The sequence below is a fragment of the Paenimyroides tangerinum genome, from assembly GCF_003865405.1.
Lineage (GTDB): Bacteria > Bacteroidota > Bacteroidia > Flavobacteriales > Flavobacteriaceae > Flavobacterium > Flavobacterium tangerinum.
Genome location: NZ_RQVQ01000009.1, coordinates 71369 through 91984 on the forward strand (window position 1 = coordinate 71369; position 20616 = coordinate 91984).

16 protein-coding genes are annotated in these 20616 nt (G+C 32.0%); 7 read left to right on the top strand and 9 right to left on the bottom strand.

Translation table 11 applies throughout. The features are described 5' to 3' along the window. Positions 1–155: 155 nt before the first annotated feature. Together msrB and EG240_RS05445 are read right to left on the bottom strand one after the other, a co-directional pair. A complete protein-coding gene (gene msrB, locus EG240_RS05440) occupies positions 156–1250 on the bottom strand; it encodes a peptide-methionine (R)-S-oxide reductase MsrB (protein ID WP_125018249.1) in 1095 nt (364 codons plus the stop codon). 388 nt (positions 1251–1638) lie between these two features. Then, complete coding sequence (locus EG240_RS05445) at positions 1639–2319, bottom strand: Abi family protein (RefSeq protein WP_125018252.1); 681 nt, start codon at positions 2317–2319, stop codon at positions 1639–1641. 384 nt (positions 2320–2703) lie between these two features. Between EG240_RS05445 and EG240_RS05450 the strand changes: the two genes are divergently transcribed. Together EG240_RS05450 and EG240_RS05455 are read left to right on the top strand one after the other, a co-directional pair. After that, positions 2704–3525, top strand: coding sequence for a HipA family kinase (locus EG240_RS05450; RefSeq protein ID WP_125018254.1), 822 nt, complete (start codon positions 2704–2706; stop codon positions 3523–3525). After that, positions 3525–4370: a hypothetical protein gene (locus tag EG240_RS05455; RefSeq protein WP_125018256.1), complete on the top strand. Its 846-nt coding sequence runs from the start codon at positions 3525–3527 to the stop codon at positions 4368–4370. Before EG240_RS05450 ends, EG240_RS05455 begins: the two co-directional genes overlap by 1 nt. A 37-nt stretch (positions 4371–4407) precedes the next feature. On the opposite strand, the gene dgt is transcribed toward EG240_RS05455, so the two are convergent. The 5 genes from dgt to EG240_RS05480 all read right to left on the bottom strand — a co-directional run bounded on the left by dgt (position 4408) and on the right by EG240_RS05480 (position 11861). Beyond that, positions 4408–5739 (bottom strand): dGTP triphosphohydrolase, encoded by a 1332-nt coding sequence (gene dgt, locus EG240_RS05460; RefSeq protein ID WP_203229286.1) that lies wholly within the window; start codon positions 5737–5739, stop codon positions 4408–4410. Between the two features lie 65 nt (positions 5740–5804). Next, a complete protein-coding gene (locus EG240_RS05465; RefSeq protein WP_125018262.1) occupies positions 5805–6518 on the bottom strand; it encodes an AAA family ATPase in 714 nt (237 codons plus the stop codon). Further along, on the bottom strand, positions 6519–7751 hold the full coding sequence (locus tag EG240_RS05470; RefSeq protein WP_125018264.1) for a TCR/Tet family MFS transporter: 1233 nt from the start codon (positions 7749–7751) through the stop codon (positions 6519–6521). A gap of 92 nt (positions 7752–7843) precedes the next feature. After that, entirely contained in the window at positions 7844–9058 is a 1215-nt protein-coding gene (gene odhB, locus EG240_RS05475; protein WP_125018267.1) for a 2-oxoglutarate dehydrogenase complex dihydrolipoyllysine-residue succinyltransferase, read from the bottom strand. A gap of 37 nt (positions 9059–9095) precedes the next feature. After that, a complete protein-coding gene (locus EG240_RS05480; protein ID WP_125018270.1) occupies positions 9096–11861 on the bottom strand; it encodes a 2-oxoglutarate dehydrogenase E1 component in 2766 nt (921 codons plus the stop codon). A gap of 400 nt (positions 11862–12261) precedes the next feature. Here EG240_RS05480 and EG240_RS05485 point away from each other — a divergent pair, with 400 nt between their 5' ends. Further along, positions 12262–12819, top strand: a complete 558-nt coding sequence (locus EG240_RS05485; RefSeq protein WP_125018273.1) for a hypothetical protein — start codon at positions 12262–12264, stop codon at positions 12817–12819. Here the strand turns inward: EG240_RS05485 and EG240_RS05490 are convergent. Both EG240_RS05490 and EG240_RS05495 read right to left on the bottom strand, forming a co-directional pair. After that, positions 12803–13144 (bottom strand): hypothetical protein, encoded by a 342-nt coding sequence (locus tag EG240_RS05490; protein WP_125018276.1) that lies wholly within the window; start codon positions 13142–13144, stop codon positions 12803–12805. The two genes, EG240_RS05485 and EG240_RS05490, sit on opposite strands and share 17 nt — an antisense overlap. Before the next feature lie 4 nt (positions 13145–13148). Further along, positions 13149–14123, bottom strand: a complete 975-nt coding sequence (locus tag EG240_RS05495; RefSeq protein WP_125018279.1) for a polyprenyl synthetase family protein — start codon at positions 14121–14123, stop codon at positions 13149–13151. 145 nt (positions 14124–14268) lie between these two features. On the opposite strand from EG240_RS05495, the gene EG240_RS05500 reads away from it, so the two are divergent. The 4 genes from EG240_RS05500 to EG240_RS05515 are packed head-to-tail and all read left to right on the top strand — an operon-like array spanning position 14269 to position 20463. Beyond that, a complete protein-coding gene (locus tag EG240_RS05500) occupies positions 14269–14880 on the top strand; it encodes a TetR/AcrR family transcriptional regulator (protein WP_125018283.1) in 612 nt (203 codons plus the stop codon). A gap of 4 nt (positions 14881–14884) precedes the next feature. Further along, on the top strand, positions 14885–16204 hold the full coding sequence (locus EG240_RS05505) for a TolC family protein (RefSeq protein ID WP_125018286.1): 1320 nt from the start codon (positions 14885–14887) through the stop codon (positions 16202–16204). 16 nt (positions 16205–16220) lie between these two features. Then, positions 16221–17279, top strand: a complete 1059-nt coding sequence (locus EG240_RS05510; protein WP_125018289.1) for an efflux RND transporter periplasmic adaptor subunit — start codon at positions 16221–16223, stop codon at positions 17277–17279. A gap of 10 nt (positions 17280–17289) precedes the next feature. Continuing rightward, entirely contained in the window at positions 17290–20463 is a 3174-nt protein-coding gene (locus EG240_RS05515; protein ID WP_125018292.1) for an efflux RND transporter permease subunit, read from the top strand. Positions 20464–20616: the final 153 nt, after the last annotated feature.

The following is a 20616-nucleotide window of genomic DNA, read 5'->3' on the forward strand; positions in this document are numbered from 1 at the left end:
TTTTTTGTTTTGTTTTTATATGTTGTAAAGTTCTTTATATGGTTTATTATTGGTTTAGTAGAATATTAATTTGTTAAAACGCGTGTTATATATGTTTTTTTTATTGTGTTTTAGGGCAAAAAAAAGCACCCCAATGCTGAGATGCTTTAGTCAATTTATTTATCTAGTAATTTTAAATACGCTTCGTAACCTTTGGCTTTCATTTCTTCTTTTGGAATAAATTTTAACGAAGCACTATTAATACAGTAACGCAAGCCACCTTTGTTTTTTGGACCATCTTCAAAAACGTGTCCTAAATGCGCATCACCCGTTTTACTACGAACTTCCGTACGAATCATACCATAAGTTTTATCTGTTTTCTCGTCAATTAAACTATTGTCAATCGGTTTAGAAAAACTTGGCCATCCACAACCCGATTCAAACTTATCTGTAGAAACAAACAACGGTTCGCCTGTGGTAATATCAACGTAAATCCCGTCTCTAAACTCATCAAAATATTCGTTCTGAAAAGCTCTTTCCGTTCCGTTTTCTTGCGTAACCTGATATTGAATAGGAGTTAAGGTTGCTTTTAAAGCTTCTTTATCCTGTTTTTGATAAGCTGTTTTAGCCTCTGTTTTTGGATTAGCTTTTTTCGCCATTTCAAAAAGTTTGGTTGGAATGTGGCAATATCCTGTTGGATTTTTTTCTAAATAATCTTGATGATATTCTTCTGCTTTGTAAAATTTTTCTAACGGAATCGTTTCAACAGCTAATGGTTTATCATATTCTTTTGCTAATTGATTAACTCTGTTTTTTACAATTACCGCTGTTTCATCATCAGTCGTATAAATTCCAGTTCGATATTGATCACCCACATCATTTCCTTGTTTGTTGATGCTTGTTGGGTCAATGGTATCAAAATATAAATCAATTAATAAATTAATATCCACTTGATCTGGGTCGTAAACAACTTTCACAGTTTCTGCAAATCCTGTGGTATGGCTTACCACTTGTTCATAGGTTGGATTTTCTGTATGACCGTTTGCATAACCAACTTGGGTTTCAAGAACGCCTCTTATTTGTTGGAAAAAATATTCAGTTCCCCAAAAACAACCGCCCGCAAAATAAATTTCTTTTCTATTATTTGTGTTCATATCAGTTTCGTTTTTAAAATTTGTTGTATAAGTTGGATTTGATTGACAACGCGAAAAGCTCATCGTTACTATTGAAATTCCAAAAAGAATCGTCATCAGAATTAAAGTCTTTTTCATTTTGATTGTTTTTAGAATGTTATCTTGAATGATTAAAATTAAGAAAATTAATCCTTGTTCGTTGTTAATAAAAACACAAATCGGCTTCTAAAAACGGAAAAGCTGTTTTTTAATTTAAATAAATTTCATTTACTAAATAAAAATTACGGTTCACTAAATACTGATTACTATTTATTTGCAGTAGATATTTTTTATAGAAATTTTCATTTAAAACTATCGGATTATATAAAACAACGAAACCTCAAATACAAGAAATTTACAATGGTTTAGTCCATAAAAAAGCAGTAATCCTAAAATTACTGCTGGTTATTTTTATGTTATTATGGTTAGTTTTAGGCTAGATGCCGGAGCAGAGGGAAGCTAAAGTTTAGTTATTTGGCGTAGTATTTTATATTTTCTTTCCAATATTTATTTTACTTTCTATTGCATCGAAATACTCAACGTAATTTGACAATTCTGGATCGATCCAACTTAAGAGTTCATATATTTCATTTTTTATATTTTCAGCATATGTGAAATCTATTAAATTACCCTGAAAACAGATTGGTTCATTATGATAAATCCTATTTCTAAATTCTCTTACTCTATTTAATTTTTGATTTAAAATACTTCTATTTATACTAGCAGGTTTGTGTTTAAAACAATGAATAACCACACCACCAATTAAACGATAGTGATGAGTGTCGAATAAACTAGTCCAAAAACCAAAAGATTGTTCAGCAACTACTTTACCAGCTGTAATTAATCCACCTTTTCGTTTAATGCTTTTTTCTGAGTTAATTATTGAGTTTTTAAGGAAAAATTTTGATGCTGTTAATGAATTATGATTCATAAAACCATTCTTTTCTGTAATGATCCAATTAGGATTTGCAAAATGAGAAGAAACATGATAATTACAGATGTTTCTTAAGAAGATTTCAAACAAGTTCAAGATAGGATAGAATGATTGAGCAACTCTTAGATTTGCTCGATACAATTTTTGAGCTTTTGTTTTTGAATTCCCCGAAGCAACAAAGAATCTATTTAGTCTTGGTTGCGATAAGTAGTACTCGAGTTTATTATATTCCATAAAAAATAAATCTAAAAGTATTGTATTAACAAATATAATAGATATCTTTGTAGCGTAATGCTTAATAAAGCCTCTTTTCTGTGCAAGGAAAACGTAATTAAGTGAAAGAAAATAGTAAAGCTCTTCGGATTTCGGAGAGCTTTTTTTATTTTTAAGTTAACGGTACTCGTTTACAAAATTTTATTTCAAAATTGAAGATTTAAAGTATTATCAAGATATTTTAATTTTAGTATACTAATGAAATTAACCTCGCTTAAGATTCATTAAACGAGGTTATAAATTATGTGTTATATTATAAAATTGGAGTAGTGCAACAGTTACAGATGTTGCAGGATGTTTATTATTTAATATATTTGTTTTTAGATTGTTAACTAAATTCAAACAATGAAGATACTTCAAACAATTGAAGGGGTTCATCGTATATTCGATACACAAGGTAGTACGCCATTATTGGTTACCTGTAATGATTTAAATGATTGGGTATGTAAATATGATAAATTCCCTAAATATTTATTCAATGAATTAATTGCAGCAGAGTTTGCGAAAGTATTTGAAATTAAAATACCAGAAACTGCGTTAATAAAAGTTAAGTCAGAACATATAAATTTAACAAAGTTTCCTCAACTAAATTTAGGTTGGTTTGACAAGGTATGTTTTGGATCTTTGTATTTGGATAATTCCAAAGAGATTGATTACACTACAATGTCTATGTTTGAAGAAAAGTCATTTAGAGATAAGATTACCGATAAAAATGATTTTTTGAAAATAGCGTTATTTGATATTTGGATGGCAAATGAAGATAGAAATCATAATAATTTTAATTTACTTTTATACGTTTCACCAGAAAAATTAAATTTTTTTTATGCAATTGATCACGTAAATATATTTAATTCAAGTTTTTTAGATTATGGAATTGCAGAACTGACAGAAGATGATTCAATTATAAAAACAGATTTGGCAAAAATTTTGTTTGGTAAAAACAAGAAAATAAATGAAATTGTGGATAACTTGGTTGAAAATTTCTACCTTTACACAATAGAATGCGAAAACAAATTAGATGAGATATTAAGTTTAGTTCCAGAAACTTGGAACATTAACATAGAACAAATTAGACAAAGAATCATTGAAAACTTATTCACTGATGAATGGAAAAGACAATGTGAAACTAATTTTAGAGAATTTGTTCAATCTTTTATATTAAACTAATGAAAACTATTTATTCAATATTATATGTAACTCTTAATGCTGCTTTAAATGAAAAGATTAGCATTGGAATGGTTATGTTTAATGGTCAAGAGCATTTTTATAATTTTTCTAATGAAAAACTTTCAGTTTTTAAAAGTTTGATGGATTCTGAAAGATTTAATTTAATTAAAAAGTACTTACTCTCTATTCAGAAAGAGTTGAATATTGATAATAAAATCAATAATAGCCTTTTTTCAAATAGAGATTTAAAAAATAATTGGGTATCTGAAAGCTATATCTCTTATTTGTCTAAATATTCTAATAATATAGTTCAATTTTCACAACCTAAATCAATTGATATTGATTTTCAGAGAGATAACTTTATTAAGTTATTTGAAAAGTATATTCACAAATTTGAAATAATTGAGGAGGCAATACCAGAAGTTAATATTCATACACGAGTTAAAGAAAATTTATTCCCGAGAATTGAAACAAATGTAAATATTGAAATTTTATTAAATTCTGAAAATTTTGAGAATTTATTCGCTCCGATTGAAGTTGATTTTCTAGGAATGAATTGTGTCCCATTAGCTGGTCAAACTATTGATTTTGAAAAGAAACATTATTATCTAGAGAATGATATAACTAGATTTGTTTCATTAACAAAAGCAATTGAATTAGAAGGAAATAATAAAGGTAAATATTATATCCTTGGTAGAGAGCCACAAAAAAATATCGATAAAAATCACTTACTATGGGAACATATTAGGGATTCCGACTTTTTAGAATTTGTTGATATCGATGAATATGGTATTGTTGAAGATTATATAAAAGGAAATAATGTAAAACCATATTTTCAAGAATAAAAAAAACGGCTTTTCTAAATTGAAAAGCCGTTTTTTTTTACGCTACTTTAATCGATTGATAAAGCTCTAAAGCTTTTCCGTCGGTTAACATCGAAACGAATTTACAAACATTCATTAAACGTTCGTAAAGCGAATCGGTTTCTATGTGATATTGTTCCGGAAGCATTTTTAAGATTAAATCGTCAAAATGCGACATTTCTCCGTTATATTGGTTGTTTACTGCGGTTGTGAATTTCTCTAATAAGGTATTGATTACTTGGTAACCAATCACTTCTTTCTGAATCACTTCTTTACTTTCGTAAACATTAGAAATACTAATGGTAATGATGTCTTTCATCTGCGCTACATAAGTGCATTTTTCGGTCAAAGCAAATGGAAATTCTCCCATCATTATGGCTTCTTCATTATCCATAAAAACGCGAACGGCATCGTTAATTAAACTTCCAATAGCCAAAGCTCGTAAATAACTTACGCGTTCTCCTTTGGTCTGTAATTGTGCATATTTCGATGAATTGATGTTGTCTTTTACAATTTTGATTAAGAACTCCAAAGCGTGTTCTTCTGGAATCCAACCTAAATTAATTCCATCTTCAAAATCGATGATTGTGTAACAAATATCATCTGCAGCTTCCATTACATAAGCCAACGGATGACGGTGGTAACGAATTTCTTCTTTGTTTTTAGAAATTAAACCCAATTCGTTAGCAACATCTAAAAAAGCTTCTTTATCACTTTGAAAGAATCCGTATTTTTTATCAGAAACATCTAAGGTTGGTTTTTTAGGTAAACTTTCTTTAGGGTATTTCATAAATGTTCCCAAAGTAGCATACGAAATTCGTAAACCACCTTCGGCTCCCGGTCTGCTTGTTGTTAAGACATTAAAACCGTTTGCGTTTCCTTCAAAATCAATTAAATCTTGCCATTGTTTTGGTTCTAAATCCAAACGATATTTTTCACCTAAACCGTTTTTAAAGAAATCGCCAATTGCTTTTTCTCCAGAATGTCCAAATGGTGGATTTCCAATATCATGTGCCAAACAAGCTGCTGCGACAATAGCGCCGAAATCGTTAATGGTATAACCTAATTCTCTTAAACCTTCATGTTTGTCCAAAACTTGCTCGCCAACCAATCTTCCAAGAGAACGACCAACAACAGAAACTTCTAAACTATGTGTTAATCTGGTATGAACAAAATCAGTTTTAGAAAGTGGAATGACTTGCGTTTTGTCTTGTAAACTTCTAAAGGGATTTGAGAAAATAATTCGGTCATAATCAACTTCAAAACCAACTCTTGAATCTTTTTCGTCTTTTCTATTTCTTATATGTTCGTCGCCGTGTTTTTTCAACGAAAGCAACTGGTTCCAATGCATCATAAATTTGTAATAAGGTTATCAAAGGTAGTATTTATCTGAGTTTATTAAAAACGAAAAGTTATCTAATTAGCTACTTTTTGATTTTTTATTTCAGATTGTATGATGTTTTTCTTTACTTGATATAAGGCTAAATTCTTTGCTTCTGCAAACGAAGTGTTATACGTTCGATTGATTTCGCAATATTCTTTTGGGAAATTGGCTAGCAATTTATCATAATACAAATCCAAAGTTTCGTTTGTTGGATTTGTAAATTCTAAATGCATTTCAAACCTGCGTTTTAAAGCTTCATCAATCATTTGAACCTGATTGGTTGCTGCCATTAAAATAGATTTCTGTGGGAAATTATCTATCAATTGTAAAATCGCATTTACCACGCGTTTCATTTCAGAATTGTCTTTGTTGTCGTAATCTCTAATTTGACCTAACGAATCGAATTCATCAAAAAATAAAACCAAACCTTCATATTGCGCTTCTTTAAATAAAGCGTCGATATTCTTAGCTGTTTCACCCAGTTTTGATGAAATAATGGTTGCAAGATTTACAATAACTAATTTTTTGTTTAAATGTTTGGCTACTGCTTTTGCAGTCATGGTTTTGCCACAACCGGTTGCACCATACATCAAAATTTTATTGGCAATTGGTAATTGATAACTTAGTAATTTTTCTTTGAATTGTTGTTCCAACAAAAAATCTTCAATTTGTTTTGCTACATTTTCGTTGAAAACGACATCGTCTAAATTAACGTCGCTTCGGTCGATATAATAAAAAGAACTCATTTATTTTTTGATATAGGAATTTGAGTATTTACGTAAACTTTTGTTTGATATAAAAATTGCCAAAAGCATAAAAACTACAGCAATGATAAACGGAGCTCCAGGAAATAAAAATGGTGCTTGATCATGTGTGAAATAATAAAATACATTAGTCATTAACAAAGGGCCAAAAATGGCTGTTGCACTATTTAAACTTGCTAAAGTTCCTTGTATTTGTCCTTGTTCTGTTGGCGGAATGTGTGTTGTGATTTCGGTTTGCATGGCTGGTCCAGCAATTCCTCCCAAGCAATATGGGATTAAAAATACAAACATCATCCAGCTTTCTTGTGCGAAAGCAAATAGTAATAGACCTAAGCAGTTTAATGATAAACCTATCAAAATACTTTTTGAATTTCCTAACTTCGGATTTACCCAACGAATCAATCCACCCTGAACGACAGCAACTAAAAATCCGATGACTCCTAATGAAATTCCAACCATTTGTTCATCCCATTTAAATCGATACATCGTATAAAAACTCCAGTTTCCGTGAATTGCGTGTGAAGCTAAATACATACAGAAAATAGCTGCTGCTAGCCCAAGTACTTCTGGGAATTTCTTAAGACGTAAAAGTGCTCCAACTGGATTTGCAGTTTTCCATTCAAAATTTCTTCTTTTTTCTTTAGGTAAGGATTCAGGAAGTACAAATATTCCGTATAAAAAATTTAAAAAACACAAAAGTGCCGCTGCGTAGAAAGGAATTCGTGATCCATATTGACCTAATAATCCACCGATAACAGGACCAATGATAAATCCAACACCAAAAGTTGCACCAATCATACCAAAGTTTTTTGCTCGGTTTTCAGGAGTGCTGACGTCCGCAATATAGGCCGTTGCAGTAGAAATACTTGCACCGGTAATTCCTGCAATTATTCTTCCAAGAAATACCAATCCTATTGTAGGTGCGACAGCTAATAATAAGTAATCCAATCCAAAAGCTAAAAGGGAGATTAATAAAACTGGACGTCTTCCGTATTTATCACTTAGATTTCCGATAAATGGCGCAAACATGAATTGTGTAAACGCGTAGGCGAATGCTAGCCATCCACCAATTTTTGCTGCTTCTGTTATGTCTGATTGAAGAAGTTCTTCAAGTAATTTTGGAATAACCGGAATGATAATTCCGATACCAATTACGTCAAGTAATATGGTAATTAATATAAAACCAACTGCAGCTGATTTTTTTGATGAAGACATAGTTCTATTTTTTATCAAAGCTACAAAATAAATCTTTTACGTATAAAAAAAGTCCTTCATTACGAAGGACTTTTTGATATGTAAACAATCTACTAAAGCTCGAAAGCTCTTTTTGGATCGTTGTTTAATAATAATTCAGCTGGATTTTCTAAAGCTTCTTTAACAGCAACTAAGAATCCAACAGACTCACGTCCATCAATAATTCTGTGATCGTAAGATAAAGCAATGTACATCATTGGTGCGATAACCACTTGTCCGTTTACAGCAACTGGACGCTCGATGATGTTGTGCATTCCTAAAATTCCAGATTGAGGAGGGTTGATGATGGGAGTAGATAACATAGAACCAAATACACCACCGTTAGTGATTGTAAAAGTTCCACCAGTCATTTCATCAACTGTAATTTGTCCGTCACGAGCTCTTGTAGCTAAACGTTTGATGTCTGCTTCAACTCCACGGAAAGATAATAATTCTGCGTTGCGAACAACAGGAACCATTAATCCTTTTGGTCCAGAAACTGCAACAGAGATGTCAGCGAAGTCAAATTTAATTTGCTCTTGACCATCGATCATTGAGTTTACATCTGGGTATAATTGTAAAGCACGAGTAACCGCTTTAGTGAAGAAAGACATATATCCTAAACCAACTCCGTGTTTTGCTTTGAAAGCATCTTTGTACTCGTTTCTTAATTTGTTTACAGCAGTTAAGTTAACTTCGTTGAAAGTTGTTAACATAGCTGTAGTGTTTTTAGCCTCAACTAAACGCTCTGCTACTTTACGACGTAACATAGACATTTTTTTACGCTCAGTTCCACGTGGTCCTCCTGTTGGAGTTCCCATAGATGGTACAGCGTTGATAGCATCTTCTTTAGTCACACGACCATCTTTACCAGTTCCTTGAATAGTTGCTGCGTCGATGTTTTTCTCGTCTAAAATCTTTTTTGCTGCAGGAGAAGCTGATCCAGTTGCATAAGTTGCTGCCGCAGGAGCCGGAGCTGCTTTTGGAGCTTCTTCTTTAACTTCAGCTTTAGGAGCTTCAGCTGCAGGTGCACTACCTGATGGTTTTGCTGCACTTGTATCAATTAAACAAACTACTTGACCAACTGCCACAGCGTCACCTTCTTCAGCTTTTAAAGTGATGATACCACTAGCTTCTGCAGGTAATTCCAAAGTTGCTTTATCTGAATCAACTTCAGCAATAGCTTGGTCTTTTTCTACATAATCTCCGTCTTTTACTAACCAAGTAGCAATTTCCACTTCAGTGATTGACTCCCCTGGCGAAGGAACTTTCATTTCTAAGATACTCATGAGTATATTAATTTATATTGTTATTGTAACTACTATATTATTTTAAATCTTTATCAAAAACCATGTTTATTGCGTGAGCATAACGTGCTTTTGAACGTACAGAAGAACCTGCTGCTGGAGCAGAAGCGTCTGCTGGAGATGCTAAACGGAATTTAACTAAGTCAAAATTCATTAACATAAATCCGTAAGCTCCCATATTACGTGGTTCTTCTTGAGCCCAAACATAATCATTTACATTTGGATAAGAATTTATGATTGCTTTTAATTCTTCTATCGGTAATGGGAATAATTGCTCTAATCTTACAAAAGCAACATCTTTTCTTCCTAATTCTTCAGCTTTAGCAACTAAATCATAGTAGAATTTACCTGATACGAAAACTAAAGTTTTGATTGCTGCTTTATCAGTAGCATTTACATCATCAATTACAGGTTGGAAACTTCCGTTTGTAAAATCTACAATTGGAGAAACTGCTGCTGGATGGCGTAATAAACTTTTTGGAGAGAAAACAACTAAAGGTTTTCTAAAGTCAGTTACCATCTGGCGACGTAATAAATGGAAATGGTTTGCTGGAGTTGTACAGTTAGCAATGTACATATTATGATTTGCACATAATTGTAAGTAACGCTCTAAACGTGCCGAAGAGTGTTCTGCTCCTTGGTGTTCGTACCCGTGAGGTAATAACATCACTAAACCATTTTGGTTGTTCCATTTATCTTCACCTGCAGAAATGTACTGGTCAATCATAATTTGAGCTCCGTTAGAGAAATCTCCAAATTGTGCTTCCCAAATAGTTAATGCTTTCGGATTTGTCATTGCATATCCGTATTCATAACCTACAACTGCATATTCTGATAAGTGAGAGTTGAAGATACGCATTTCACCATTACGAGATTGTAATTGGTTTAGCATAGTTACTTCTTCTTCTGTATCTTCAGTTTTAACTACAGCGTGACGGTGAGAGAACGTACCACGTTGAACATCTTGTCCTGTGAAACGTACATCAAAACCTTCTTGCATTAATGTTCCGTAAGCTAATAATTCACCCATTGCCCAATCTAAACGATCGTTTTCGTACATTTTAGCACGGTCACCGATTAATTTAGCTGTTTTGTTGATGAATTTTTTGTCTTCTGGAAGTTTTGTAATCACTTCAGCTACTTTGTCTAAAGATTCGCGAGAAACTTTAGTATCAAAAGTTTCCATCATACGAGAACGATCTGCGATATTATAACCAACCCATTCTTGTTGCATGAAAGGAATAACTGTTGCTTTTTCGTTAGCTTTAGCAATAGTTAAATTATCTTCTAATATAGCTTTGTATTTATCTTCTAGAGCAACTACGTATTCTTCAGTTACAACTTTGTCTTCTAATAAGCGAGCGTTGTAAATGTTACGAGCATTTTGATGCTTAGAAATTAATTTATATAAAAGTGGTTGTGTAAAACGAGGTTCATCACCTTCGTTGTGACCATATTTTCTGTATCCTACTAAATCAACAAAAACATCTTCGTTAAACTGCATACGATATTCTAATGCGAAAATCAAAGCTTTAACAGCTGCTTCTGTATCATCTGCGTTAACGTGAACTACTGGAGCAGCAACTACTTTGGCAATATCTGTTGAATAAACTCCAGAACGTGCATCTTTAAAGTTTGTTGTAAATCCAACTTGGTTATTTAAAACCACGTGAATTGTTCCGCCTGTTTGGTATGCACGTAATTTAGACATCTGAACAATTTCATAAACAATACCTTGACCTGCAATTGCAGCATCTCCGTGTAAACAGATTGGTAAAACTTTAGAGAAATCGTTAGCGTAATATTTGTCTTGTTTTGCACGAGCAACTCCTTCAATCACTGCACCAACCGTTTCTAAATGCGAAGGGTTAGGAGCTAAGTTTAAATTGATTTTTTTGCCGTTTGTATTTGTCTTTTCGAAAGTGTAACCTAAGTGATATTTAACGTCACCGTCGAATGAATCTGTTACATCTGCGTAATCTTTTCCGTCAAATTCAGTAAAGATGTTTTGAGCTGGTTTCTGGAAGATGTTTGCTAAAATGTTTAAACGACCACGGTGAGCCATTCCCATTACAAACTCCTCAACGCCCATATCAGCTGCTGCATCAATTAATGCATCTAATGCAGGAATAGTTGCTTCTAAACCTTCTAAAGAGAAACGCTTTTGACCAACATATTTTGTATGGAAAAAGTTTTCAAAAGCAGCTGCTTGAACTAATTTTTCTAGAACGTGTTTCTTTTTGTCTGAGTTTAATTCAGAAGATTTAGATTCGAAATAATTAGCAATCCAGTTTACTTTTTCTTCATTCGGAATATACATAAACTCAACACCAGTTGTAGTGCAGTAAACGTTTTCTAAATGATTTAAGATTTCTTGAAGTGTACTTGCAGGAAGTTTTATAGATTTAGCTGCATCAAAACGTGTATTTAAATCAGCTTGTTTTAATCCAAATTTTTCAATTGATAAATCTGGAGTTGCTACTTGTCTTTCGCGAAGAGGATTCGTTTTCGTTAGTAAATGTCCTTGTGTTCTATAAGCTTCAATTAACTTAAGAACAGCGAACTCTTTTTGAAGACTTTCAACAGCTTGAGTCGATTCTCCTGAACCTACGTAAGCATTTGATAATTGTTCAACAGGGCTACCGTTGTATTCGTTTGCAAAATCAAAACCTTGAAAAAAACTTCTCCAGCTTGGTTCTACACTGTCAGGACTTACTAAGTACTGATCATATAAATCTGCAAAAAATGCCGTATGTGCCGCGTTTAAAAAGGAAAACCTATCCATAATATTGTCTAAAGACCTTTTGTTTAAAAAATATTTGTGCAAAAATACGATACTTTATAATAATAATACAAAATTTTACAGAGTTTTATGATATTATTTTTCTGTATATTCTATATTCAAAATGATATAAATCATTAATTTAACTCCAAATCTATGAATATTGTTTTTTAATGCCTTTTTTTTAGGTAATAACTTTTGTCTTTTTTATTTTTTTGGGTTTAAAATACGAATTTATTAAAACCTGTTTTTTCTTTTCTTAGTTTTTGAATTGGTTTAATTTCAGAGAATTATAATTTTATAATTTATTAAATATGACATTACTTTTTTTAAAAGGGTATTATTTTGTTCATGTGTTTGCAAAATAAAATTGTTAACTTTGTGATGTAAAAAAAATAAGATTATGAAAAAAATTATATGGATTTTGCTCTTTTCTGGATTATTAGGTCAGAATGAAATAAATGCACAAATAGTTCATCCTCAAAATAACGAACCAAGAAAAATAAAGAGTGATTTTTTTGAAAGAGTTCAATTTGGTGGAGGTTTAGGTTTGTCTTTCGGAAATAATTTTACGGATATTGCGATTGCTCCTAGTGGAATTTATCATTTAACAGATAAAGTAGCTGTTGGTGTTGGGTTACAATATAATTATGTTGAGTCGAAAGATTATTATAGAAGTAGTTCTTATGGTATTAATTTAATTGGATTATATACACCGATTCCTCAATTTCAGTTATCTGCGGAATTAGAACAACTTCGAGTAAATAATTCAATTGATTTGTATTCAGGTGGATATTATTACGGAAAATTCAAGGATAACTTCTGGAATACGGGGCTGTTTTTAGGTGCTGGATATCGCACAAGTAATGTTACTGTCGGTATTCGTTATAATGTTTTGTATAAACGAGATAATTTTGTTTATTCTCAAGCTTGGATGCCGTTTGTTAGAGTTTATTTCTAAAATATACTTTCAAGCATTCTCGCTTCAAAATCAAATAAGTAAGAACCTCGATCATCTGGTCGGGGTTTTCTTTTAGATTGGAGTGGACTTCCTGTTCAGGAATATCAATTAAATATAAAAGAGTTGAAAGCTTTGTTGGATGTTGGTCAACTATCAACTTTAATTGAATCTCAAGGTTTGCTACAATTTCAAAAATAGAAGCATCACTCGGTACAACTTCTACTTGAGTAGCTCTATAAAAATCTTTATTTAGCTGTTGTATTAATTGATCGAGTAATGCTTTGTTTGTTAATTCGGTATTTAATAATGAAATTGATTTCTCCATTTAATTATACAGATCGATTCATTAAATCTAAAGCAAATGTACGTAATTCGTTTTTGTGTTTTGTGTTGATGTCTAAATTGTCAAGAATTTCTAGAGCGTTATTTGTATAGATTTCAATCTGATTTTGAGTTGCTGATGTTGCTTCTGTTTTTTCAAAAATTGATTTCACTCGGTCTATTTTTTCTTGACCATTGTTTTCTGTTTTAGAAAACCAGTTGTATAATTCTTCTTTATCTTCCTTGTTTGCTTTTTCTAAAGCTAATAAATAAAGGTATGTTTTTTTATTTTCTAAAATATCACCTCCAATTTGTTTTCCAAATGATGCCGAATCTCCAAATGCATCTAAATAATCGTCTTGAAGTTGAAAAGCAATTCCTAAGTTTAATCCGAAATTATAAATTGCGTTTTTATTATCTTCAGTGCTTTCTGCTACAATCGCACCCATTTTTAATGCTGCTCCAACTAAAACTGCTGTTTTGTACTCAATCATTTTGATGTATTCTGAAACGGAAACGTCATTTCTTGTTTCAAAATTGATATCCATTTGTTGACCTTCGCAAACTTCTAAAGCAGTTTTACTGAATAGTTGTGCAAGTTCTTTGAAGATTTTAGGTTCGTAATTTTCAAAATATTGATAAGCTAAAATCAGCATAGCATCTCCAGAGAGAATAGCTGTGTTTATGTTCCATTTTTCATGAACTGTTTTGTTTCCTCTTCTCAATGGTGCATCGTCCATGATGTCGTCGTGAATCAATGAAAAGTTGTGAAATAATTCAATTGCAGTTGCTGCGTAAAGTGCTTTTTTGTAATCAGTTCCGAAAATTTCTGCAGAAAATAAAGTTAAAACGGGTCTTAATTGTTTTCCTCCAAGTGATAAAATATATCTAATTGGGTCGTATAATTCGTTTGGCGTTTTTTCAATTTTTAGAAGGCTAATGTATTTTGAGGTGATCTCTTTATAATTTGTAATAGAGTTCATATTGCTTGTATAATGTTGTTATCAATTTTATACAAATATAAGGGTTATTTTATTTAACTAAATATTAATAAAATAAAACCGAGAAAACTTTTTGTGTATAAAAAGTTTCCATTAACTTTGTCGAGAAAATTTTTAAAATAGATTTATGAAAGAAGCAATTTTAAATAAATCACTTAAAATGTTTGTAAATCATGGTTTTAAATCTATTACGATGGATGATATTGCCAAGGAAATGGGAATTTCAAAAAAAACCATTTATCAGCATTTTGAGTCGAAAAACGATTTGGTAGCAGCAACAGTTGATTATGTTTTTGATTCTGCAACTTGTCGTATGAAAGAGATTGCAGATACTACTGAAACTCCAATTCATGAACATTTCGATATGAAAAATTGTGTAGGAGATTTGTTCGGACATAATATTCAGCCGAGTGCAATTTATCAGTTTAATAAATATTATCCTGAGTTAGCAAAAAAAATTGAAAAGAAACGACATGATAATTTTGAATCTACAATTATCAAAAATTTACAAGATGGTGTTCGATTAGGATATTATAGAGAAGATATCGATATCGAGTTTATTGGACGCGTTTTCTTTTTGAGTTCTTCTTCGTTTTTGAGTAATGATATTTTTGAAGAGTTATTGAAATCAAAAACAATAGAAGAATTAAACACAAAATTTTTAGAATACCATTTAAGAGGAATTGTAACTCCAAAAGGATTGGAAGTTTTAGAACAAATTTTAAAAAAATTAAATTAAATATATGAAAAAGCTCACAGTCGCTTTAATTGCTTTGCTAGTTGGAAATTTAGCACAAGCACAACAAATTTTGACGCTTAAAGATGCGGTGAATTTCGCTTTAGAAAATAAAGCTGAAGCTATCAAAGCTAAGTTAGATGTGAAGAATAGCGAATTTATGATTGATGAAGTTCGTGCAAGTGCTTTGCCTCAAATTAGTGCTAATGGAGGTTTGACTTATAATGCAATTTTACAAGAAACCGCTTTAGATTTTGGAGGTCAAACTCAAATTATTAAGATGGGTCGTCCTTGGCAGTCAACAGCTTCTCTTTCATTAAATCAACAGATTTTTAATCAAGCTGTTTTTACAGGATTGAAAGCTGCAAAATCTACAAGAGAGTTCTATCAAATCAATGCAAAGTTGACCGATGAGCAAGTTATTGAGAAAGTGGCTTCGACTTATTACGAATTGTATAAAACAAAATCACAAATTGAAACATTAGATATAACAATCGAAAATACAACTCGTGTACGTGATGTGATTCAAAGTTTATACAATAGCGGTTTAGCAAAGAAAATTGATTTAGATCGTATGAATGTTTCTTTAAACAACGTGATTAGTGGAAAACAACAATTAGTTAATGTTCTTGAATTACAAGAAAACTCATTAAAATATTTAATCGGGATGGATATCAAAAATGAAATTGAACTTCCTGAAAATACGTTCGAAATTACTTCTGTTGCTTTTGCTGAAAATGCAAATACAGGTTTAAACAGAACAGAAATTGCATTGTTAGAAAAACAAGGTGAATTACTTGAATTGAATCTTAAAGCAACAAAAGCACAAGGTTATCCAACTTTAGGATTAAATGCTAATTATGGTTATTTAGGTATTGGTGAAAAAATGCCTTGGTTTAGACATTATCCAAGTGCTTATTGGTCTGATTATGCTTCTATTGGATTAAATTTAAGTATTCCAATTTTTAATGGAGGTGTTAATAGAGCAAGAATTAAACAAGCGAAAGTTGATATTGAAAGATTTAACGCTGATGTAAACGATGCGAAATTAGGTTTGAATTTAGAATTCGAAAATGCTAAAGCGCAAATTACAAACTCTTTAATTACATTAAATACACAAAAAGAGAACGTTCAATTAGCTAAACAAGTTTTAGAAAACGTAGAAAATAATTATAAAAACGGTTTAGCAACATTGACAGATTTATTAGAAGCAGAAACTTCTTATTCAGATGCCCAAAACAATCAAACAAATGCTTTATTAGATTATAAACTTGCAGAAGTTCAGTTAATCAAAGCAAAAGGAGAATTAGATACATTAACAAAATAAATAGGAAACATAAAATATGAAAAAAGTAATCATTACTGGAATCGTTGTAATTGCAGCATTAGCCGGAATTATGTATGTATTGAATAAGAACAAAGCAACAGCCGAAATGCAAACCCAAATTGTTGCTGAGAAAAATGCATCGGTTATGGTGCGTGTAGAACCTGTTGAATTCAAAGAAGTAAACGGACAATACATTGCAAATGGTGTTTTTATGCCAAAGCAAGATGTGAAGATTTCTACAGAAACGCCTGGTGTTGTTTCTAAAGTTTATGTTTCTGAAGGTTCTTTTGTTAAGGCAGGTCAAATTTTAGCAGTTGTTAAAAGTGATAAGCAAAATGTTGGAGTTTCAAATGCGCAAGCTGTTTTTAATAACGCTAAAGCAGAAGTAGCTCGTTTTGAAAGTGCTTATGCAACGGGCGGTGTTACTAAACAACAATTAGACAATATTAAATTACAATTGGTTAACGCTAAGAATAATTTAGAGAATGCTAAAATCACTGCTTCTGATGTAAATATTACAGCGTCTTTCTCAGGGATTGTAAACAAGAAAAATATCGAGCCAGGTTCTTACGTAAATCCAGGTCAAGAGGTGTTTGAAATAGTTAACGTTTCAACTCTTAAATTGAGAGTAAATGTAGATGAGAAAAATGTCGGAAGTTTAAAAATTGGACAAGCTGTTAAAGTGGAATCTCCAGTTTTGGCTGGTAAATCATTTACAGGAAAAATTACATTCATCGCTCCAAAAGCAGATACAAGTTTAAACTTCCCAGTTGATTTAGAAATTCAAAATAATCCAGATAACGAGTTAAGAGCTGGTATGTACGGAAATGCATATTTCGGAGATAGTCAAATGGCAAACGTATTAGTTGTTTCTAGAAATGCATTCGTTGGTTCAGTTTCTTCAAACGAAGTTTATGTTTACAGAGATGGGAAAGCATTTTTAACTAAAGTTACGATCGGAAGAACTTTTGGTGATTTAGTAGAAGTTACTTCAGGATTAAAAGCAGGTGAACAAGTTATTGTTTCAGGACAAATCAACTTAGTAAACGAAACGGTTGTTGAAATTATCAAATAAAGAAAAGTAAATGAAAATATCTGAAATATCAATTAAAAGACCCAGTGTCATTATAGTACTGTTCTCGTTACTATTACTGGGTGGTATCGCTTCGTATTTGTCTTTAGGATACGAATTGATTCCTAAATTCGATGTAAACGTAATTACAGTTCAAACAGTTTATCCTGGAGCTGCTCCAGAAGAAGTTGAAACTTCGGTGACAAAAGTAATTGAAGATGCCGTTTCGTCGCTAGAAAACGTTAAGAAGATCGAATCAAAATCTATGGAAAGTGTTTCTGTAGTTATGATTACATTAAATACCGGTGCCGATGTAAACTTCTTACTAACCGATGCCCAACGTAAGATTAATGCCGTCGTTAACGATTTGCCAGACGATGCTAAAACGCCATCTTTGAGTAAATTCTCTCTTGATGATGTTGCGATTATGAACCTATCGGTTACTTCAAAATTAACCGAGAAAGAATTATATGATTTATTAGATCAAAAAATTCAACCGGTTTTTGCTCGTATCAATGGTGTTGCAAAAGTTGATATGGTTGGTGGTGAAGAGCGTGAAATTCAAGTTAAGGTTTATCCTGAAAAATTAGTTGGTTATGGCTTAACAATCAATCAAGTTCAACAAATCATAGCTGCTTCGAACTTAGATTTCCCAACTGGTAATATTAAAACGAAATCAAATCAAACTACCATTCGTTTATCTGGTAAATTCAGTTCGTTAGAACAAATGCGTAATCTACCAATTAAAACTCCTTCTGGAGCTTCGATTCGTTTGAGTGATATTGCTGAGGTTTCTGATGGAATTAAAGATATTGAAAAGATTGCACGTATTGATATGCAAAACACCATTTTGTTACAGGTGTTCAAACAGTCTGATGCTAATGCGGTTGAAGTTTCTAATTTAGTGAAACAAACTATTGCTACAGTTCAATCGGATTATGCAGCTCAAGATGTGAAAATTTCTATCGCATCCGATTCTACAGATTACACAATTACTGCTGCAAATAGTGTGGTATTCGATTTAGGTTTAGCTATTGTATTGGTAGCATTCATTATGTTGTTTTTCTTACACAGTTTGCGTGATGCTGCGATTGCTACAATTGCAATTCCATTATCGTTAATTGCAACGTTCGTAGCATTAAAGCTTTTTGGTTATACCTTAAACTTAATGACTTTATTAGGACTTTCGTTGGTTGTAGGTATTCTTGTGGATGATGCCATTGTGGTTATTGAGAATATTCACCGTCATATGGAGATGGGTAAAAATAAAGTTCGTGCATCTTATGATGGAGCTAAAGAAATTGGATTTACAGTAACAGCGATTACAATGGTAATTGTGGTTGTGTTCATGCCAATTGCACTTTCATCTGGTTTAGTATCTGATATTTTACGTCAGTTCTGTGTTACAGTAATGATTGCAACGATGTTCTCATTCTTAGTTTCGTTTACGGTTGTGCCTTGGTTATATTCTCGTTTTGGAAAATTACAACACATTAGCAAGCATTCTTTCTTTGGAAAAATATTAAATGGATTCGAAGCTGGATTGTCTAAATTAACAGGTGGTATTTCTGGAATTTTAGTTTGGGCGTTAAAAAACAGATGGAATAAAATTATTACTTTATTGATAACAATTGTTATGTTCTTCGCTTCGATTGGATTAGTTGCTGGAGGATATATCGGAGGAGATTTCTTCCCAGGAAGTGATAAAGAAGAGTTTTATTTACAATTTGAGTTAGATAAAGATGCGTCAATCGAACAAACGAATTTATTGATGCAAAAGGCAGAAGCTTATTTAGCTAAAAAGCCTGAGATTGCAAAAATGATTACCACTGTTGGTCAAGCTTCTGATGGTATGATGACAAGTTCTGGTACGAAATATAAAGGTGAGATTCAAATTTTCTTAGAAGACAATCACAAGAAAAAAGAACCAACAAAAGTTTACGCAGCTAAGTTAATGCGTGAGATGGAGAAGGTTGCGATTGGTGCTAAAGTAAAAACAGTTAACGTTAGTATTATGGGAGCAGAACAAGCGCCGTTAAACTTAACGGTTATTGCTCCGACACAAGCTGAAGCTTTAGAATATGCAGAAAAAGCAGCTGATTTATTAGCTAAGATTCCAGGTTCGTCTCAGATTAAAATTACATCAGAAGATGGTTCGCCAGAAGTTGTTGTGAAATTAGATCGCGATAAAATGAACTCTTTAGGTTTAAATGTTGCAACAGTTGGTGGAGCAATGCAAACCGCTTTTTCTGGAAATACAGATACAAAATTTAGAGCTGGTGATACAGAATATGATATTAATATTCGTTATGATGATTTAGGACGTTCATCAATTGAAGATGTAAAATCTACTAAGTTTATTAATAATAGCGGAGAAAGTATTTCTTTAGAGCAATTCGCAGATGTTGAATATGGTTCTGGACCTTCGTTGTTAGAACGTAGAGATAAATCTCCATCAGTTTCTATTCAGTCGCAAGTTGTTGGTAAACCTGCAGGTACTTTAGCTGATGAATGGCAAAAAGAATTTGAGAAATTAGAATTAAAACCAGGAGTTACATTCAAATGGGGTGGAAATAAAGAAAACCAAGATGAAGGTTTTGGTACTTTAGGGATTGCTTTATTAGCTGCTATTTTATTAGTTTACGCTGTAATGGTAATTTTATATGATAGTTTCTCTAAACCATTTATTATCTTATTCTCAATTCCGCTTTCGTTCATCGGAGCTTTATTGTTCCTTGCATTAACAAACGAAACTTTAAATATTTTCACGATTTTAGGTATCATTATGTTGATTGGACTTGTGGCCAAGAATGCGATTATGTTAGTCGATTTTGCGAATCATAAGATTGAACTTGGAGCAAGTGTTTACGATTCATTAATTGCTGCGAATCACGCGCGTTTCCGTCCAATTTTGATGACAACAATTGCGATGGTTATCGGTATGTTACCAATTGCAATGGCAACTGGTGATGGAGCTGATACAAACCGTGGTTTAGCAATTGTAATTATCGGAGGTTTATTATCGTCGTTATTCTTAACCTTAATTATCGTTCCAGTTGTTTACTCAATTTTTGATAGTATTGGTAGAAGATTTGGTAAAAAAGATAAAGAGGATTATACTGAATTAATGTCAGCAGATTATGTTCCTAATGAGAACTATGTTGATGAATTCGATGATATGAAATAATCTAAGTTTATATTTATATTTAAAGCCTTTCAGAGCAATCTGAAAGGCTTTTTTTTATTGGTTCATGTAGATAATGATTCTAATGTTTAGTAAGCATTTGACGTCACTATTAAAGTTTGTTTCTCGATGTAGCTGTTTGTTTTTGATTAATTA

What these genes read in the sequence shown, in the direction of transcription:
- EG240_RS05495 (WP_125018279.1), bottom strand. Translation starts at nt 14,123, where the DNA reads ATGAACTCTATTACAAATTATAAAGAGATCACCTCAAAATACATTAGC.
- EG240_RS05510 (WP_125018289.1), top strand. Translation starts at nt 16,221, where the DNA reads ATGAAAAAAGTAATCATTACTGGAATCGTTGTAATTGCAGCATTAGCC.
- EG240_RS05505 (WP_125018286.1), top strand. Translation starts at nt 14,885, where the DNA reads ATGAAAAAGCTCACAGTCGCTTTAATTGCTTTGCTAGTTGGAAATTTA.
- EG240_RS05470 (WP_125018264.1), bottom strand. Translation starts at nt 7,751, where the DNA reads ATGTCTTCATCAAAAAAATCAGCTGCAGTTGGTTTTATATTAATTACC.
- EG240_RS05480 (WP_125018270.1), bottom strand. Translation starts at nt 11,861, where the DNA reads ATGGATAGGTTTTCCTTTTTAAACGCGGCACATACGGCATTTTTTGCA.
- EG240_RS05445 (WP_125018252.1), bottom strand. Translation starts at nt 2,319, where the DNA reads ATGGAATATAATAAACTCGAGTACTACTTATCGCAACCAAGACTAAAT.
- EG240_RS05515 (WP_125018292.1), top strand. Translation starts at nt 17,290, where the DNA reads ATGAAAATATCTGAAATATCAATTAAAAGACCCAGTGTCATTATAGTA.
- EG240_RS05490 (WP_125018276.1), bottom strand. Translation starts at nt 13,144, where the DNA reads ATGGAGAAATCAATTTCATTATTAAATACCGAATTAACAAACAAAGCA.
- EG240_RS05450 (WP_125018254.1), top strand. Translation starts at nt 2,704, where the DNA reads ATGAAGATACTTCAAACAATTGAAGGGGTTCATCGTATATTCGATACA.
- odhB (WP_125018267.1), bottom strand. Translation starts at nt 9,058, where the DNA reads ATGAGTATCTTAGAAATGAAAGTTCCTTCGCCAGGGGAGTCAATCACT.
- EG240_RS05485 (WP_125018273.1), top strand. Translation starts at nt 12,262, where the DNA reads ATGAAAAAAATTATATGGATTTTGCTCTTTTCTGGATTATTAGGTCAG.
- EG240_RS05500 (WP_125018283.1), top strand. Translation starts at nt 14,269, where the DNA reads ATGAAAGAAGCAATTTTAAATAAATCACTTAAAATGTTTGTAAATCAT.
- msrB (WP_125018249.1), bottom strand. Translation starts at nt 1,250, where the DNA reads ATGAAAAAGACTTTAATTCTGATGACGATTCTTTTTGGAATTTCAATA.
- EG240_RS05465 (WP_125018262.1), bottom strand. Translation starts at nt 6,518, where the DNA reads ATGAGTTCTTTTTATTATATCGACCGAAGCGACGTTAATTTAGACGAT.
- dgt (WP_203229286.1), bottom strand. Translation starts at nt 5,739, where the DNA reads ATGCATTGGAACCAGTTGCTTTCGTTGAAAAAACACGGCGACGAACAT.
- EG240_RS05455 (WP_125018256.1), top strand. Translation starts at nt 3,525, where the DNA reads ATGAAAACTATTTATTCAATATTATATGTAACTCTTAATGCTGCTTTA.